Raw genomic sequence first — 15,814 nt, forward strand, 5'->3', positions numbered from 1 at the left:
GACGCGAAGCAAGTGGCTTCCACCAGTGATTTCAAGAATGGTCTGGTTCTGCAGATCGAAGGCCAGCTGTGGACGATCATCGAGTTCCAGCATGTCAAGCCCGGCAAGGGCCCTGCCTTCGTGCGCACCAAGCTCAAGAACGTGCTCTCGGGCAAGGTAGTGGACAAGACGTTCAACGCCGGTGTGAAGGTCGAGACCGCCACGGTCGACCGTCGTGACATGACCTACCTGTACCACGACGGCAGCGACTACATCTTCATGGACGGCGACACCTACGACCAGGTGTCGATCAGCGAATCCACCGTCGGCGACCAGTCGCGTTTCCTGCTCGAGAACATGGCCGTCCAGGTCGCGACCCACGAAGACGTTCCGCTCTTCGTCGAGCTTCCGGTCACGGTCGAGCTCGTCGTCAAGCACACCGATCCGGGCCTGCAGGGCGACCGCTCCACCGGCGGCACCAAGCCTGCCACCCTCGAGACCGGTGCCGAGATCAACGTGCCGCTCTTCATCAACACCGGTGACAAGCTCAAGGTCGATTCCCGTGACGGCAACTACCTCGGGCGTGTGAATTCCTGAGTGTCCGGCACACATAAGAAACTCGGTGCACGCCACAAGGCGCGCAAGCGTGCCGTCGACTTCCTCTTCGAAGCCGAAGCACGTGACCTCGATCCGGTCGCACTCGCATCGGAGCGTTCCGACCTGGCCGTCAAGGACGACGCGGTAGCGCCCGTCGCGGCCTACACCGTCACGTTGGTCTCCGGAGTTGCGGAGAACCTGGATCGCATCGATCAGGTCATCTCCTCGCATCTGCAGGATTGGACGCTCGAGCGTCTGCCCGCCGTGGACCGCGCGATTCTGCGTATCGCCGTGTGGGAGCTCTTCCACGCGACGGATGTTCCGCCGGTTGTCGCCGTGGACGAGGCTGTCGAACTCGCGAAGCAGCTTTCGACGGACGACTCCCCGGGATTCGTCAACGGAATCCTCGGGCAGGTTGTTCTCGTTGCGCCGCAGGTCCGATCGGCTGCAGCTGCGACATCTCAGCGCGCGCAGGAATCGGATTCGGGTACCGAGTAGCAAGTTTTGTTCCACCACCCGCCGTGCGAGTCGCACAGATGTCACTGCGCGAGTTGTGTGCCTGCACACAACCGGTCAGAGTCACTGCTCGCGCGGCGGGATCAGGTCTGTCGGCTGATAGGGTGGGGACCGTCAGACATCCTTTAACGATCCGTCCAGTGAGGCGGAGAAGGAGGTCGCTGTATGAGCGTGCCCGAAGGGTCTCGCCCATCCGATCTTGCAGGTCCAGATAACGCGAAGGCACCCGCCGGTGCCGAGGCAAGTAGCGAGACCCGCGAATTGTTGTCCGCCCAGGATGTGGGCCGGACCATCGCGCGGATCGCTCACGAGATCATCGAGAAAACCGCACTCGACGGACCAGAGGGAACGGCCCCGCGTGTGGTCCTGATCGGTATCCCGACGCGCGGCACCACACTCGCCACTCGACTGCGGGCCAAGATCGAAGAATTCTCCGGTGTGCGTCTTCCCATCGGATCTCTCGACATCACGCTCTACCGGGATGACCTCCGGAACAAACCGCACCGCCCGCTCGAGCGAACGTCCGTCCCCGAAGGCGGCGTCGACAACGCTTTGGTCGTTCTCGTGGACGATGTCCTCTTCTCCGGACGCACCGTGCGCTCCGCCCTCGATGCGTTGCGCGATCTCGGTCGCCCCCGTGCGGTGCAACTCGCGGTGTTGGTCGATCGCGGTCACCGTGAACTGCCGCTGCGCGCCGATTACGTCGGCAAGAACGTCCCGACCGCGAGGTCCGAGGACGTCAAGGTTCTCCTCCAGGAGCACGACGGCAGGGAAGCGGTAGTCATCTCCGGAGGTAAGAGCGCGTGAAGCACCTTCTTTCCATCGCAGACCTCAATCGTGAGTCCGCGGTAGAACTTCTCGACGAGGCAGAACGGTTCGAGCAGGCGCTTCTGGGCCGCGAGGTACGCAAACTCCCGACGCTGCGCGGACGCACGGTCATGACGGTGTTTTTCGAGAACTCGACGCGCACCCGGGTGTCTTTCGAGGTGGCAGGCAAGTGGATGAGCGCCGACGTCATCAACGTCAGCGCGTCCAGTTCCTCGGTGTCCAAGGGCGAATCCCTACGCGATACGGCGATGACCTTGCGCGCGGCCGGTGCCGACGCACTCATCGTGCGCCACCCGGCGTCGGGTGCCGCCCATCAGATCGCCAAGTGGACCGGAGCGGCCGACGACGGTGGCCCTGCAGTCATCAACGCAGGTGACGGCACGCACGAGCATCCCACCCAGGCGCTTCTCGACGCTCTGACCCTCCGCCAGCGCCTCGGCGACATCGAGGGCAAGCGGATCGCCATCGTCGGCGACATTCTGCACAGTCGTGTGGCGCGTTCCAATGCGCTGCTGCTGTCGATGCTCGGCGCCGAGGTTGTTCTTGTTGCCCCGCCGACGCTGCTGCCGGTCGGTGCGCACACGTGGCCGGTCACGGTCTCGCATTCACTCGACGCCGAACTGCCCGGCCTCGACGCGGTGCTGATGCTCCGTGTTCAGGCCGAGCGCATGAACGGCGGCTTCTTCCCGTCGCAGCGCGAGTACTCGATCAACTACGGCCTGTCCGAGAAGCGACTGGCGATGCTGGCCGATCATGCGGTGGTGTTGCACCCCGGTCCGATGCTGCGCGGCATGGAGATCGCATCCGCCGTCGCCGATTCCTCGAAAACTGCTGTACTACAACAGGTTACCAACGGTGTGCACATGCGCATGGCTGTCTTGTTCCGACTTCTCGTCGGTTCAGAGGACGGTGCGCTGTGACGAGAAACGAGAACGGAGAATCACCCGTGAGTGTCCTGCTCCGCGGAGTCCTGATCTACGGAGAAGGGGAGCCCACCGACGTACTCGTCGGCGAGGGCACCATCCTCGAGATCGGCGTGAACCTCGATCCGGCCACGGCGTCCGAGGTGATCGACGCCGGCGGGCAGATCCTGCTTCCCGGCTTCGTGGACCTGCACACACATCTGCGTGAGCCAGGTCGCGAGGATACCGAGACCATCGAAACCGGCAGCTCGGCAGCCGCTCTGGGTGGATACACCGCGGTCTTCGCGATGGCCAACACCAGCCCTGTCGCCGATTCGGTGGTCGTCACCGATCACGTCTGGCGACGTGGGCAGGAAGTCGGCCTCGTCGACGTCCATCCAGTCGGCGCAGTCACAGCGGGCCTGGAAGGCAAGCAACTCGCCGAAATGGCGACAATGGCGGCCGGCGTCGGCAAGGTCAAGATGTTCTCCGACGACGGTCACTGCGTCTACGACCCACTGATCATGCGTCGCGCGCTCGAATACTCCAGCTCACTGGGCGTTCTGATCGCGCAGCACGCCGAAGAGCCGCGCCTGACGGTCGGTGCGGTTGCGCACGAGGGGCCCACCGCTGCACGTCTCGGCCTGGCCGGGTGGCCGCGAGCAGCCGAAGAATCGATCGTGGCCCGCGACGCACTGCTCGCGCGTGACGCCGGTGCCCGCGTTCACATCTGCCACGCATCCACCGCCGGAACCGTCGAGCTCGTGAAGTGGGCTCGCAGCCAAGGGATTTCGATCACCGCCGAGGTCACGCCGCATCACCTGCTCCTCGACGATTCACGTCTCGAGACGTACGACGCGATCAACAAGGTCAACCCTCCCTTGCGTGAGGCCAGCGATGTTGCTGCCCTGCGCAAGGGTCTGGCCGAGGGCATCATCGACTGCGTCGCGACCGACCATGCTCCGCACGCCGAGCAGGACAAGTGCTGCGAATTCGCAGCCGCTCGCCCCGGGATGCTCGGCCTCGAGACAGCGCTCTCGATCATCGTCGAGACGATGGTCCAGCCTGGCCTGTTGGACTGGCGCGGTGTTGCCCGGGTCATGAGCGAGCGCCCCGCGGCAATCGTCGGCCTCGACGATCAGGGCCGCCCCATCGAGGTGGGGGAGCCGGCGAACCTGACATTGGTCGATCCGTCGGCCGAGTGGACGGTCCACGGCCCCGACCTGGCGAGTGTCGCGCATAACACTCCGTACGAGTCGATGACATTGCCCGCTCGGGTCACGACCACACTGTTACGTGGCCGCATCACCGCACACGACGGGAATGTGCGGCTGCGGAGTAGCGAGGAGTAGCGCGTCATGGACAGAGCACTGTGGATCATCGGTCTGGCGATCTTCTGGGTCGCGATGATCGGCCTGATGTACGTCGGCTGGCGTGGACGCGCTCGACGCCAGAAAGACAAGATCGGCGAGTTGCCGACGGTACCGGCAACTCTGGGTGAACTGCTCGTCCTGCCGACCACCGGCCTGTACGTCGGCAGCACGATTGCGCCCAGCTGGCAGGACCGTATCGCCGTCGGCGACCTCGGTTTTCGTGCCACCTGCGAGATCAGCCGCTACAGCGGCGGAATTCTCGTCGAGCGTGACGGTGCGTCGGCGATCTGGATCCCGGAGAAGTCGATCCGCGCGATCCGCACGGAGAGCGGTCTCGCCGGCAAGGTCATGAGCAAGGACGGCGTCCTGGTGATCCGCTGGGAATTGCCGAGTGGAACCGAGATCGACACGGGCGTGCGCGGTGACGACAAGACGGTTTATCCGGACTGGGTCAAGCCGGTAACTGCTTCGAACAAGACTGCTTCGAACAAGACGAATGACAATGAAGACGCAAGCTCTGGCGACATCGAGCAGAACGGAAAGAACGCATGAGCGGCTTTGACAACAGCCCCGCAGTATTGGTCCTCGAAGACGGACGGGTGTTCCGCGGAACCACCTTCGGTGCGGTTGGACAGACCCTGGGCGAAGCGGTGTTCAGCACCGGCATGACCGGCTACCAGGAAACGCTCACTGATCCCAGCTACCACCGCCAGATCGTGGTCTCCACAGCGCCGCAGATCGGCAACACCGGCTGGAACGACGAAGACGACGAGTCGGTCGGACCGACGGGTGAGCGCGCCGGCGCAAAGATCTGGGTTGCCGGCTACGTGGTCCGCGATCCTTCTCGGGTCACCTCGAGTTGGCGTGCAACGGGCTCGCTGCAGGCCAAGCTCGAAGAGCAGGGCATCGTCGGAATCGCCGGTATCGACACCCGCGCCCTGGTTCGCCACCTGCGCACCCGCGGCTCGATGAAGGCCGGTGTCTTCTCGGGTGAGGCAATCGCCGCCGAGGACGAACTGGTCCGACGGGTTCAGGATCAGCCGACCATGCTCGGCGCCGATCTTGCCGGTGAGGTCAGCACCACCAGCGGCTACGTCGTCGAGCCGAAGGGCGGGGAGGCGCTGTACACGGTTGCCGCCATCGACCTCGGTATCAAGACCAACACCCCGCGCATGTTCGCCGAGCGCGGTATCCGCGTCCACGTGTTGCCGTCCAACGCGAGTCTCGAACAGATCCTCGACCTGAAGGCCGACGGAGTGTTCCTCTCCAACGGTCCCGGTGACCCGGCCACCGCCGACGGCGCAGTCCACCTCACGAAAGAGGTCATCGGACAGGGCTTGCCGCTGTTCGGTATCTGCTTCGGTAACCAGATCCTGGGCCGCGCCCTGGGCCTGAGCACCTACAAGATGAAGTTCGGCCACCGCGGCATCAACATCCCGGTGATCGAGCATCAGACCGGTCGCATCGCGATCACCGCTCAGAACCACGGCTTCGCGCTAGAAGGCGAAGCCGGTCAGGAATTCGACACCCCGTTCGGTCGCGCGGTGGTCAGCCACACCTGCGCCAACGACGGCGCCGTCGAAGGTGTTCGCCTGCTGGACGATTCGGCCTTCTCGGTGCAGTACCACCCGGAAGCCGCAGCCGGTCCGCACGACGCTGCGTACCTCTTCGACCGCTTCACCAGCCTGCTCTCCGCACGGAAAGAAACCGGAGTCAAGAACTAATGCCACGCCGTACAGATCTCAAGCACATCCTGGTAATCGGCTCCGGTCCGATCGTCATCGGTCAGGCCTGCGAGTTCGACTACTCGGGCACCCAGGCCTGCCGCGTCCTCCAGGAGGAGGGCCTGCGCGTCAGCCTGGTCAACTCCAACCCCGCCACCATCATGACGGACCCCGAGTTCGCCGACGCCACGTACGTCGAGCCGATCACGGCCGAGTTCCTCGAGAAGGTCATCGCCAAGGAAGCCTTGCAGGGCAACAAGATCGACGCCGTCCTCGCGACGCTCGGCGGTCAGACTGCTCTCAACGCCGCAGTGGCGCTGCACGAGCAGGGAATCCTCGAGAAGTACGACGTCGAACTGATCGGCGCCGATTTCGACGCCATCCAGCGCGGCGAGGATCGCCAGAAGTTCAAGGACATCGTTGCCAAGGTCGGTGGCGAATCCGCGAAGTCCGCAGTTTGCTACACGATGGACGAAGTACACGCCACGGTCGCCGAACTCGGTTACCCGGTTGTCGTGCGTCCGTCCTTCACCATGGGCGGCCTTGGTTCCGGCATGGCGTACGACGTCGACGATCTCAACCGCATCGCCGGAGGCGGTCTGGCCGCGTCGCCGACGGCGAACGTCCTGATCGAGGAATCCATCCTCGGCTGGAAGGAATACGAACTCGAGCTCATGCGCGACAGTCGCGACAACGTCGTGATCGTCTGCTCCATCGAGAACGTCGACCCGGTCGGTGTCCACACCGGAGACTCGGTCACCGTCGCTCCGGCGATGACGCTGACCGACCGCGAGTACCAGGCGATGCGCGACCTTTCCATCGACATTCTGCGTGAGGTAGGCGTCGACACCGGCGGCTGCAACATCCAGTTCGCGATGGACCCGAAGGACGGCCGCCTGGTTGTCATCGAGATGAACCCGCGCGTTTCCCGCTCGTCGGCTCTGGCGTCGAAGGCGACCGGTTACCCAATTGCCAAGATGGCCGCCAAGCTTGCCATCGGCTACACGCTCGACGAGATCGTCAACGACATCACCAAGGAAACCCCGGCTTGCTTCGAGCCGACACTCGACTACGTCGTCGTCAAGGCTCCGCGGTTCGCTTTCGAGAAGTTCCCCGGTGCCGACGGAACCCTGACCACCACGATGAAGTCGGTAGGCGAGGCCATGAGCATCGGCCGCAACTTCACCGAGGCTTTCGGCAAGGTCATGCGTTCACTCGAGACCAAGCGTGCGGGTTACTGGACCGGCGCCGACATCGAGACGGAGAGCCTGGACGCACTGCTCGCCGATCTGAGCGTTCCGCAGGACGGCCGCATGTACGGCATCGAGAAGGCATTCGCCCTCGGCGCAACTGTCGAGCAGCTCTTCGACGCCACCAAGATCGATCCGTGGTTCCTCGACCAGTTCCAGCAGATTCACGAGCTCGGTGAAAAGCTGCGCGCTGCAGAGTCTTTCGACGAGGCTGCCCTGCGTCAGGCCAAGTACCACGGCATCTCGGACCGCCAGATCGCGGCTCTGCGCCCCGAACTCGGTGGTGACACGCACGCAGGTGAGGACGCCGTTCGCGCTCTGCGTGATCAGCTTGGCGTGCGCCCCGTCTACAAGACCGTCGACACCTGCGCCGCAGAGTTCGAGGCCAAGACGCCGTACCACTACTCGACCTACGAGCTTGATCCTGAGGCCGAGTCCGAAGTTGCTCCACAGACCGAGCGACCCAAGGTTCTGATCCTCGGATCCGGCCCCAACCGCATCGGCCAGGGCATCGAGTTCGACTACTCGTGTGTCCACGCGGCGCAGACGCTGTCCGAGGCCGGGTACGAGACCGTCATGGTCAACTGCAACCCCGAGACCGTCTCCACGGACTACGACACCGCTGATCGCCTGTACTTCGAGCCGCTGACATTCGAGGACGTCTTCGAGGTCTACCGCGCGGAGGCGCAGTCGGGCACCGTTGCCGGCGTCATCGTCCAGCTCGGCGGCCAGACCCCGCTTGGATTGGCGAAGCGCCTCGAAGCTGCCGGCGTTCCCATCGTGGGAACCAGCCCCGCAGCCATCGACCTGGCGGAGGACCGCGGCGAATTCGGTCGCGTGCTCACCGAAGCCGGTCTGCCTGCACCGAAGTTCGGTACCGCCACCACGTTCGACGGCGCCCGCGAGATCGCGGCAGGCATCGGCTACCCGGTGCTGGTGCGTCCGTCGTACGTGCTCGGTGGACGCGGCATGGAGATTGTCTACGACGAGGCTTCACTCGCCGACTACATCTCGCGTGCCACGGAGATCTCCGACGATCGTCCGGTCCTGGTCGACCGCTTCCTCGAAGACGCGGTCGAGATCGACGTCGACGCTCTGTGCGACGGCACCGAGGTGTATCTCGGCGGCGTCATGGAGCACATCGAGGAAGCCGGCATTCACTCTGGTGACTCGGCGTGTGCGCTCCCGCCCATCACTCTGGGCCGTGCTGATCTCGAAAACGTCCGCCGCTCCACCGAGGCTCTGGCAAAGGGCATCGGCGTCAAGGGCCTGCTCAACGTCCAGTACGCCCTCAAGGACGACATCCTCTACGTGCTGGAAGCGAACCCCCGCGCCAGCCGCACGGTTCCGTTCGTGTCCAAGGCGACGGCCGTGCAGTTGGCCAAGGCATGCGCCCGCGTCATGCTCGGCGAATCCATCGCCGACCTGCGCGCAAGCGGCATTCTGCCGGCGACCGGCGACGGTGGAAACACCCCGGCCGGTGCACCGATCGCGGTCAAGGAAGCTGTGTTGCCGTTCAACCGCTTCCGCCGCGCCGACGGTACCGGCGTGGATACCTTGCTCAGCCCGGAGATGAAGTCCACCGGTGAGGTCATGGGAATCGACTTCGACTTCGGTACGGCTTTTGCCAAGTCGCAGACCGCTGCCTACGGATCGTTGCCCACCACGGGCGCGGTGTTCGTCTCGGTCGCCAACAAGGACAAGCGTTCGCTGATCTTCCCGGTCAAGCGCCTGGCAGATCTCGGATTCACCATCCTTGCTACCGAGGGAACCGCAGATGTCTTGCGGCGCAACGGCATCGAGTGCAAGCAGGTGTACAAGCAGTCGGGTGAAGATGTTCCGGCCGGCGCCGAGACCATCGTCGACCAGATCCGCAGCGGTGAGGTCGCCATGGTCATCAACACGCCTTACGGCAACAACGGCCCGCGCGTCGACGGTTACGAGATCCGAAGCGCAGCAGTCGCGTCGAACATTCCGTGCATCACGACGGTCCAGGGCGCCTCGGCCGCCGTGCAGGGCATCGAAGCGGCCATCCGCGGCGACATCGGAGTTCACTCCCTGCAGGAACTGCACGCAGGTCTTCGCCAGCCGGCACAGCAGTCGCCGGCACAGCAGTCGCCGGCACAGCAGTCGTGAGTCACAGTTGGGGGCATCGTCTCCGGTCCGCGATCGCGGGCCGGGGGCGGCTGTGCGTCGGTATCGACCCGCATCCCGCGCTTCTCGATGCGTGGGGACTGCCACGTACGGCTGAAGGTCTCGAGACTTTCGCCGAGATCTGCGTCGAGGCGTTCACCGGTGAGGTGGGGCTCGTCAAACCTCAGGTTGCGTTCTTCGAGGCCTACGGTAGCGCCGGCTTCGCCGTGTTGGAGCGGACCATTTCGGTCCTTCGCGATGCGGGAACACTTGTCGTCGCGGACGCCAAGCGTGGTGACATCGGGTCGACCATGGACGCGTACGCGCAAGCCTGGTTGGGTGATTCGCCGTTGACCTCCGACTCGGTCACCGTCTCGCCGTACTTGGGGTTCGGGGCGCTGGCTCCCACACTCGAACTGGCAAGGCAGAACGCACGCGGGATCTTCGTGCTGGCACGAACGTCCAATCCCGAGGGTGGCGTACTTCAACAGTCGTCGGCCGACGGTGTGAGTGTGGCTCAGTCGATCGTCAACGCTGCGGTCGACGCGAACGCCGACGGCCGCGACACCGTCGGACTGGTGGTCGGTGCTACTCGGGACCACGGACTGGACCTGTCCCACTTCAACGGGCCGATTCTCGCTCCGGGGCTCGGCGCGCAGGGCGCAACGGCAGCGGATCTCGCAGACATCTTTGCCGGCTCGACCGAACTCCTGCTGCCGAACACTTCCCGTGGAGTGCTCCAGCATGGTCCTTCGGTATCGGCACTTCGGGAGGCAGCAATGCGTGACCGAGACGAGATCGAAGCCGCATTGGCGAACTGATCCGTGAGTGACCTCGAGGCTCGTTCGAGCGGTGGAACCCGGTGGTACCGTCCGTCGGTGAATCGTTGGTGGCGGATCGGACTTCTCATCGCGGCGTGTGCGCTGCTGGCCACCGGGTTCCAATCCGTCACCGGCGTGCACGGCGACGATCTCGCCGTGTACCGGACGGCGGGTCAAGCCGTCCTCGACGGCTCGAACCTGTACGACGAGTCGTTCAACGCGAGATTGCCGTTCACGTATCCGCCCTTCGCTGCGCTCGTCGCGGTTCCCGTCGCCTTGGGTTCCTGGGGTGCGGTCCAGTGGGGATGGAGTTTTGTCAGCCTTCTGATGCTGGCGGCGATCATCGTGCTCAGCTATCGCGAAGTCCCGTTCACACGTAGGCGGCCAGTAGTCGTCTACGTGGGTTTCCTGGTCCTGTGGACGGCGGCATCGCCAATTTCCGATCACCTCGGGTACGGGCAGGTCGGGTTGTTCCTGACACTCCTGTGCCTGATCGACGTGCTGGCTCGGCCACGGTGGATTCCCGAAGGTGTGCTGGTGGGGATCGCCGGGGCGGTCAAACTGGTGCCACTCGTCTACATCGGCTACTACGTGATCACCGGGCGTTGGAAAGCAGTCGCGGGCGGCCTCGCCGGATTCCTGGGCGCCACGGCGCTCGGCTTTGCCGTTCTCCCACGCCAGACGATCGACTACTTCGGTGACATCGCCTCACTCTCGGGGCGCGTCGCGGTCGGTGACCCGTCCGTGTTCGGCAACCAGTCCGTGCGCGGAATGGCCTTGCGGCTACTTCCCGAGGGCCTGGTGGGTCCCGCATGGCTCTTCGCCTGTGCAGTGTTGGGTGTCCTCGGAATTGTCGCAACGCGGCGTGCTCAGCGCCTGCGGGGTGATCTTGCCGGTTTCACGGTGATGGCCCTGCTGGCGGCGATCGTGACCCCCATTGCCTGGACCCACCACTTCGTGTGGTTGGTGCCTGCGGTGGGCGTGCTCCTCGTGCCGATCAAGTCGGGGGTGGGGGAGGGCACTCGATCAGTGCCCGTGTGGTCCTGGATCGCAATCGCCCTCACCGCTGCCGTCGTGCTGTTTCGGCTTCCTCGCGTCGGCGCGGACATGGATGTCCCGGTCTTCGGCTTCGTTCTGGAGAATTCGTTGCTCTGGGCGAGCCTCGCGGTGGTTCTCGCTCTGGCTGCCCCCGGCGCGAGCCGCACCGAACCCGAGACGGTCGACGCCGACGATCCGAAATCGTCGCTGCAGACCTGAAAACAGGCCGCGACACGCGCATAGGCGCCGAAAATGCTCGAAAATTTTGAATGTGTCGGCGACCACGTTCATTCCCGCAGGTAACGATTTCGCACACATGCACGGGGCGGCCGTGCCGCAATTGTCGAAATACTTTGTGTTACAGTCTATTTCGGTACGGTACGCACGTTCATGTTGCGCCGAATCCGTCTCGATCTCACCGAAAATGGCGACGATCCGTGACATCGATTCGTCGCGCATAACCCACCGCGATCCGCATCGGACCGCGGGGGGTGGGTTAGCAATTCCCGCCAGGCGTGAGTACGGTCGCTATCGCTGCTGGTTATCAGCGGAATAGACAAAATTTGCACACGACGAGACGGAGGAACCGTGGCCCTTCCCCAGTTGACTGATGAGCAGCGCGCTGCTGCTTTGGAGAAGGCAGCTGCTGCCCGCAAGGCCAGGGCTGAGCTCAAGGAGCGCCTGAAGCGTGGCGGCACCGACCTCAAGCAGGTCCTCAAGGACGCCGAAGACAACGAAATCTTGGGCAAGATGAAGGTTTCGGCACTGCTCGAGGCGCTGCCCAAGGTGGGCAAGGTCAAGGCTCAGGAGATCATGACCGAGCTGGAGATTGCACCGACCCGTCGCCTTCGTGGCCTCGGTGATCGGCAGCGCAAGGCTCTGCTCACCAAGTTTGACTTCGAGGCCTGAGCCGACAAGTGATGATTGCTGACGCGGCAGTGTCTGATGATTGCTGACGCAACAGTGTCAGAGAGCAAGACCGCAGTGCGGAGGGGTCGGCTGGTTGTACTGGCCGGCCCTTCGGCTGTCGGTAAGTCCAGCGTCGTTCGCGAGCTGAGAACTCGGTTGCCTGAACTTGTTTTCAGCGTTTCGGCGACCACTCGCGATCCCCGTCCAGGTGAAGTGGACGGCAAGGACTACCGATTCACCTCCCGTGAAGAATTTCAACGGATGATCGACTCCGGTGAACTTCTCGAATGGGCGGAAATCCACGGCGGTCTGCAGCGCTCCGGCACCCCCGCAGCTCCGATCGAAGAAGCGCTCGAAGCTGGAAAGCCCGTACTCGTCGAGGTCGATCTCGCCGGAGCACGAGCTGTCCGCCAGGCGATGCCCGAAGCTCTGTTGGTGTTCATGGCTCCACCGAGCTGGGACGTTCTGGTGCAACGGCTGACCGGACGGGGAACCGAAACGGAAGACGTCGTGGCACGCCGACTCGAGACGGCCCGAGTGGAATTGGCCGCACAGGACGAGTTCGACACGGTTATCGTGAACGAGGATGTAAGCCGTGCTTGCGATGAGTTGGTATCCTTGTTGGTCGGGAACTGATTCCGCACCCTTCGGGAACCGATTTCCACCCCGTTTCTCAGATATCCGGATCGATAAAACTAGTTCTTCAATGAAGATCTAATTCAGGAGACAAAAGAGTGAGCAGCACTTCAGCCGCGTCCGCAGCAGGTCAGGGCGCTCTGCCTGCCTACGACACCCCGCTCGGCATCACCAACCCGCCGATCGACGAGTTGCTCGAACGCACCTCTTCCAAGTACGCCCTGGTCATCTACTCCGCCAAGCGTGCGCGCCAGATCAACGACTACTACAACCAGCTCGGTGACGGCATCCTCGAATACGTCGGACCTCTGGTCGAGCCCGGTCTGCAGGAAAAGCCGCTGTCCATCGCGTTGCGTGAAATCCACGCTGATCTCCTCGAGCACACCGAAGGCGAGTGAGCACCACGTCTGCCGCACCCGAACCTCGTTCGGGTGTCGGGGGAGTGTCCGACGCGCCCACATCGATACGTAAGCGCATTGTCGTCGGTGTCGGTGGGGGTATCGCCGCGTACAAAGCGTGCTCGATCATCCGCAGCTTCACCGAGAGCGGTCATCACGTCCGCGTGATTCCGACCGAATCCGCTCTGGAGTTCGTCGGCCGCGCCACGTTCGAAGCACTCTCCGGCAACCCGGTTCACACCGGCGTCTTCAACGACGTCCCGCAGGTTCCGCATGTCCGCCTCGGACAGGAAGCCGATCTCGTTGTCATCGCGCCGGCAACCGCTGATCTGATGGCGCGAGCTGTCATGGGCCGCGCAGACGACCTCTTGACGGCCACTTTGTTGACCGCTCGCTGTCCGGTCGTCTTCGCCCCCGCAATGCACACCGAGATGTGGGAACACCCCGCAACGGTGTCCAACGTCGCGACACTGCGCTCGCGCGGCGTCCACGTGATCGAACCTGCTTCCGGGCGTTTGACCGGTAAAGACACCGGAGCGGGGCGACTTCCCGAGCCCGACGAGATCGTCGGTTTGGCGTCGTTGCTCCTCGAGCGCTCGGATGCATTGCCGCGAGACCTGGAAGGTCGCCGCATTCTGGTCACCGCCGGCGGTACTCGCGAGCCTCTTGATCCCGTGCGTTTTCTCGGTAATCGCAGCTCGGGCAAACAGGGATACGCACTCGCCCGTCTGGCCGTACAACGCGGCGCACACGTCACGCTGATCGCCGGCTACACGGCAGATCTCGCCGACCCTGCCGCCGTCGACGTCGTGCACATCAAGACGGCCGAAGATCTCCGACTGGCAGTCGAGAAGCACGCACCCGGACACGACGGAGTCGTCATGGCTGCGGCTGTCGCGGACTTCCGCCCCACCACCGTCGAAGGCAGCAAGATCAAGAAGGGCGCAAACGAACCCGACTCGATCAGCCTCACTCGGAATGCCGACATACTCGCCGGCCTCGTCGAAGCGCGTCGTGACGGCGATCTGGATGCTCGAACGGTCATCGTCGGATTCGCCGCAGAGACCGGTGACGCTCACGGTGACGTTCTCAGTTACGCCCGCTCCAAGCTTGCCCGAAAAGGCTGCGACCTCCTCGTCGTCAATGCTGTCGGCGAGGGCAAGGCGTTCGAGGTCGATCACAACGACGGTTGGCTGCTCGGTTCGGACGGTTCGGAGTCCGCTCTCGAGCACGGATCCAAGGCCCTGATGGCCAGCCGAGTGCTCGACGCCCTGGTCAAGCTCTTCCCCGAGTAGCGACTCGCGCCCGGTGGTGAGAGTTACCCCACGATAATCGGGTGAGTGCAAGGGTGTTGCGCAGGCGGTCCAACCGTTATCGTCGGCTCAGCCCCCAGCTAACAAAGCATGACAAAACGGTCACCGAACGGTGATTCGGATACTTCAATAAGCTGTAGTCAAGAACTCAGTCGTCGAGAGGGAGATCTGTGAGCAAGTCCGGCAGTCGGCTATTCACCAGCGAGTCCGTCACCGAGGGGCACCCGGACAAGATCTGTGACGCGATCAGCGACTCGATCCTCGACGCGCTGCTCACCCAGGACCCGCGCGCCCGCGTGGCCGTCGAAACGCTGGTCACCACCGGCCAGGTTCACGTAGCCGGCGAGGTCACCACCACTGCGTACGCGGATATCCCGAAGATCGTGCGCGATACGGTCCTCGAGATCGGCTACGACAGCTCCGCGAAGGGTTTCGACGGAAACTCGTGCGGCGTGAACGTCGCGATCGGCGCCCAGTCACCCGAGATCGCACAGGGTGTCGATCACTCGCACGAGGCTCGCGTCGACGGAATCAGTGACGACGAGATCGACCGTCAGGGTGCCGGCGACCAGGGCCTGATGTTCGGCTACGCCACCACCGACACTCCGGAACTGATGCCGCTGCCCATCGCGCTGGCGCATCGTCTGTCCCGCCGGTTGACCGAGGTCCGCAAGTCCGGCGTGCTGCCGTACTTGCGCCCGGACGGTAAGACCCAGGTCACCATCGAGTACGACGGCGACAAGGCCGTTCGTCTCGACACCGTGGTCATCTCCACCCAGCATGCAGCGGACATCGACCTCGACAACCTGCTGACGCCGGACCTTCGCGAGAAGGTACTCCACTCGGTGCTGACCGACGTGAACCTCACCGACCTGGACACCTCTGACGTTCGTCTTCTGGTCAACCCGACGGGCAAGTTCGTCCTCGGTGGCCCGATGGGTGATGCCGGCTTGACCGGTCGCAAGATCATCGTCGACACGTACGGCGGAATGGCTCGTCACGGTGGCGGCGCATTCTCCGGCAAGGATCCGTCAAAGGTCGACCGCAGCGCTGCCTACGCTATGCGCTGGGTCGCGAAGAATGCGGTTGCCGCAGGTCTGGCCGACCGCATCGAGGTTCAGGTTGCCTACGCCATCGGCAAGGCAGCCCCGGTCGGACTCTTCGTCGAAACCTTCGGCACCGAGAAGACCGATCCGGCACGGATCCAGAAGGCGATCACCGAGATCTTCGACCTGCGTCCGGGAGCGATCATCCGCGACCTCGACCTGCTGCGTCCGATCTACGCGCAGACGGCGGCGTACGGTCACTTCGGTCGCACCGACATCGAGCTCCCGTGGGAGAGCACGGATCGTGCCGACAAGCTGCGTAGCGCAGCTGGTCTCTGATCACTGACGTAC

15 protein-coding genes are annotated in these 15,814 nt (G+C 63.9%); all 15 read left to right on the forward strand.

Translation table 11 applies throughout. The annotated features are described in order from the left end of the window. Positions 1-12 precede the first annotated feature (12 nt). The 15 genes from efp to metK all read left to right on the forward strand — a co-directional run bounded on the left by efp (position 13) and on the right by metK (position 15,802). Complete coding sequence (gene efp, locus R4P65_RS20890) at positions 13-576, forward strand: elongation factor P (protein WP_003944958.1); 564 nt, start codon at positions 13-15, stop codon at positions 574-576. Continuing rightward, on the forward strand, positions 577-1,074 hold the full coding sequence (gene nusB, locus R4P65_RS20895; RefSeq protein WP_214886555.1) for a transcription antitermination factor NusB: 498 nt from the start codon (positions 577-579) through the stop codon (positions 1,072-1,074). Between the two features lie 183 nt (positions 1,075-1,257). Continuing rightward, positions 1,258-1,899 carry a bifunctional pyr operon transcriptional regulator/uracil phosphoribosyltransferase PyrR gene (gene pyrR / locus R4P65_RS20900; RefSeq protein WP_230815537.1) on the forward strand — a complete coding sequence of 214 codons (642 nt, stop codon included), beginning with the start codon at positions 1,258-1,260 and terminating at the stop codon, positions 1,897-1,899. Next, the gene (locus R4P65_RS20905; RefSeq protein ID WP_230815538.1) at positions 1,896-2,840 is read left to right on the forward strand and encodes an aspartate carbamoyltransferase catalytic subunit; all 945 of its coding nucleotides are present in this window, start codon (positions 1,896-1,898) and stop codon (positions 2,838-2,840) included. Before pyrR ends, R4P65_RS20905 begins: the two co-directional genes overlap by 4 nt. 26 nt (positions 2,841-2,866) lie before the next feature. Next, positions 2,867-4,174, forward strand: a complete 1,308-nt coding sequence (locus R4P65_RS20910; RefSeq protein ID WP_317827967.1) for a dihydroorotase — start codon at positions 2,867-2,869, stop codon at positions 4,172-4,174. Positions 4,175-4,180: 6 nt separating this feature from the next. Beyond that, positions 4,181-4,747 carry a transporter gene (locus tag R4P65_RS20915; RefSeq protein ID WP_230815540.1) on the forward strand — a complete coding sequence of 189 codons (567 nt, stop codon included), beginning with the start codon at positions 4,181-4,183 and terminating at the stop codon, positions 4,745-4,747. After that, positions 4,744-5,919, forward strand: coding sequence for a glutamine-hydrolyzing carbamoyl-phosphate synthase small subunit (gene carA, locus R4P65_RS20920; RefSeq protein WP_230815541.1), 1,176 nt, complete (start codon positions 4,744-4,746; stop codon positions 5,917-5,919). The genes R4P65_RS20915 and carA overlap by 4 nt, the downstream gene beginning before the upstream one ends. Then, positions 5,919-9,305 carry a carbamoyl-phosphate synthase large subunit gene (gene carB / locus R4P65_RS20925; RefSeq protein WP_317827968.1) on the forward strand — a complete coding sequence of 1,129 codons (3,387 nt, stop codon included), beginning with the start codon at positions 5,919-5,921 and terminating at the stop codon, positions 9,303-9,305. Before carA ends, carB begins: the two co-directional genes overlap by 1 nt. Then, positions 9,302-10,123: an orotidine-5'-phosphate decarboxylase gene (gene pyrF, locus R4P65_RS20930; RefSeq protein WP_317827969.1), complete on the forward strand. Its 822-nt coding sequence runs from the start codon at positions 9,302-9,304 to the stop codon at positions 10,121-10,123. The genes carB and pyrF overlap by 4 nt, the downstream gene beginning before the upstream one ends. Before the next feature lie 57 nt (positions 10,124-10,180). Then, complete coding sequence (locus R4P65_RS20935; RefSeq protein WP_317827970.1) at positions 10,181-11,380, forward strand: glycosyltransferase 87 family protein; 1,200 nt, start codon at positions 10,181-10,183, stop codon at positions 11,378-11,380. 369 nt (positions 11,381-11,749) lie between these two features. Beyond that, on the forward strand, positions 11,750-12,070 hold the full coding sequence (gene mihF, locus R4P65_RS20940; RefSeq protein WP_003944825.1) for an integration host factor, actinobacterial type: 321 nt from the start codon (positions 11,750-11,752) through the stop codon (positions 12,068-12,070). A gap of 36 nt (positions 12,071-12,106) precedes the next feature. Further along, positions 12,107-12,706: a guanylate kinase gene (gene gmk, locus R4P65_RS20945; protein WP_029255329.1), complete on the forward strand. Its 600-nt coding sequence runs from the start codon at positions 12,107-12,109 to the stop codon at positions 12,704-12,706. Between the two features lie 98 nt (positions 12,707-12,804). Next, a complete protein-coding gene (gene rpoZ, locus R4P65_RS20950; RefSeq protein WP_003944996.1) occupies positions 12,805-13,104 on the forward strand; it encodes a DNA-directed RNA polymerase subunit omega in 300 nt (99 codons plus the stop codon). Then, complete coding sequence (coaBC, locus tag R4P65_RS20955; RefSeq protein ID WP_374228042.1) at positions 13,101-14,399, forward strand: bifunctional phosphopantothenoylcysteine decarboxylase/phosphopantothenate--cysteine ligase CoaBC; 1,299 nt, start codon at positions 13,101-13,103, stop codon at positions 14,397-14,399. The genes rpoZ and coaBC overlap by 4 nt, the downstream gene beginning before the upstream one ends. A gap of 188 nt (positions 14,400-14,587) precedes the next feature. After that, on the forward strand, positions 14,588-15,802 hold the full coding sequence (metK, locus tag R4P65_RS20960) for a methionine adenosyltransferase (RefSeq protein ID WP_230815546.1): 1,215 nt from the start codon (positions 14,588-14,590) through the stop codon (positions 15,800-15,802). Positions 15,803-15,814: the final 12 nt, after the last annotated feature.

This window comes from Rhodococcus sp. IEGM 1318 (assembly GCF_033142465.1).
In the GTDB taxonomy this organism is placed as follows: Bacteria; Actinomycetota; Actinomycetes; order Mycobacteriales; family Mycobacteriaceae; genus Rhodococcus_F; species Rhodococcus_F qingshengii_B.

Bases quoted from the DNA above. Each gene is read 5' to 3' on its own strand.
- pyrR (WP_230815537.1), top strand. From the start codon at position 1,258: ATGAGCGTGCCCGAAGGGTCTCGCCCATCCGATCTTGCAGGTCCAGAT.
- R4P65_RS20915 (WP_230815540.1), top strand. From the start codon at position 4,181: ATGGACAGAGCACTGTGGATCATCGGTCTGGCGATCTTCTGGGTCGCG.
- carA (WP_230815541.1), top strand. From the start codon at position 4,744: ATGAGCGGCTTTGACAACAGCCCCGCAGTATTGGTCCTCGAAGACGGA.
- carB (WP_317827968.1), top strand. From the start codon at position 5,919: ATGCCACGCCGTACAGATCTCAAGCACATCCTGGTAATCGGCTCCGGT.
- gmk (WP_029255329.1), top strand. From the start codon at position 12,107: ATGATTGCTGACGCAACAGTGTCAGAGAGCAAGACCGCAGTGCGGAGG.